General features: G+C 67.7%; 2 protein-coding genes. One reads left to right on the forward strand and one right to left on the reverse strand.

From position 1 onward, the window contains the following. Positions 1 to 498, reverse strand: a 498-nt coding sequence (locus tag AC2VON_RS12255; protein ID WP_486953213.1) for an NAD(P)-binding protein, incomplete at its 3' end; no start/stop codon positions are given. A 274-nt stretch (positions 499 to 772) separates the two neighbouring features. Between AC2VON_RS12255 and AC2VON_RS12260 the strand changes: the two genes are divergently transcribed. Beyond that, positions 773 to 1,629: hypothetical protein (locus AC2VON_RS12260; protein WP_486953214.1), on the forward strand; the 857-nt coding region annotated here is incomplete at its 3' end.

The following is a 1,629-nucleotide window of genomic DNA, read 5'->3' on the forward strand; positions in this document are numbered from 1 at the left end:
GTCGGTCTGCCACTGTTTGGCGGTGTAGCCCTTGACGAACGCCTCGTAGAGCGGGCGGCCGATCAGCGAGATCGCCTTCTCCTCGAAGTTGGCGGCCTCACCCGTCGGGACCTCCGCGGCCTGCTCGGCGATCAACGCCCGCGCCTCGTCGGGGCTGAAGTACCGGCCGAAGAACTGAGACACCAGGCCCAGCCCCATCGGGAACTGATAGGACTGCCCGTTGTGCATGGCGAATACCCGGTGCTGGTAGCCGGTGAACTCGGTGAACTGCCGCGCGTAGTCCCAAACCCGGGCGTTGGAGGTGTGGAACAGATGCGCACCGTACTTGTGGATTTCGATGCCGGTCTGCGGCTCAGTCTCCGAGTACGCATTGCCGCCGATGTGCGGACGTTGCTCCACGACCAGCACCCGCTTGCCGAGTTGGCTGGCCATGCGCTCGGCGATCGTCAGGCCGAAGAACCCGGAACCGACGACGAAGAGGTCAAATGGAGCCGTCATCGGCGCTAGGGTATCCGACGGCCCTGGTACTACCGGACTGGCAAAGCCGCTAACGCCGGTGGTTTTCCGGCGAAGGCGTCACCAACCCCGGCGACCGCCCAGCCCACCGGACCTCTCAGGGGCGTCAGCCGGCGGCGAACGTCGCAATTCGCTCACGATTAGATATCGTCACTCTAGTCACATCAGTAACTCCCGTACCATCGATTCCGAGGTGCCCACGCACCTGCGGCTCACCCGCCGTGACTGACCGACAGAACACATTGAGGAGACTTCCGTGCCGAACCGACGTCGACGCAGGCTCTCGACCACCATGAGTGCAGTCGCCGCCCTAGCGGTCGCGACTCCGTTTGCCCTGTTTGCATGTGCCGCTGTTTCCGAATTGAGCGCCGACAACGGCACGCCGGAACACCACGAGTTCGTGCCGGCTACGTCTATGGCGGACCTACCCAACGAACTGATGTCCGCCCTGTCGCAGGGGCTGTCGCAGTTCGGGATCAACTTGCCGCCGATCCCGACCGGGATCACCGGCTCGGGGACTGGGTCAGGGCTGCCACCTCTCTCGCCCGGACTGACCAGCCCGGTTGGGGTGACACCCGGGCTGACCTCACCGGGCCTGACCACACCGGGCCTGACCACACCCGGGCTGACCACACCGGGCCTGACCACACCCGGGCTGACCACACCGGGGTCGACCACACCCGGCCTGACCACACCCGGCCTGACCACACCGGGGTCGACCACACCGGGCCTGACCGCACCGAGCGCCGCGGGTCTGACCGACCCCGCCCTGGCCACACCGGGGTCGACCACGCCGGCGACCGCGGGTCTGACCGACCCCGCACTGACCACACCGGGACTCACCGCACCGGCCACCGCGGGTCTGACCGACCCCGCCCTGACCAGTCCGGCCGGCATAGATCCGACATCCGGTCTCGGCGGCTACGCTCCGGGCGGGGTGCTACCCGACCCCAGCGAGGTGCCGATCACGGGCCTGGGCGGCACCTACCCGATTCTCGGAGATTCGTCGCTGGGCGCCGCGCCATCCGCCGCCGCCAGCTCCGGCAGCGGCGGGATCGTCAGTGACCTGATGAGCGCCGCCAACCAGCTGGGTGCCGGGCAGGCTCTCGACCT

Source organism: Mycobacterium sp. TH-M82 (genome assembly GCF_057473605.1).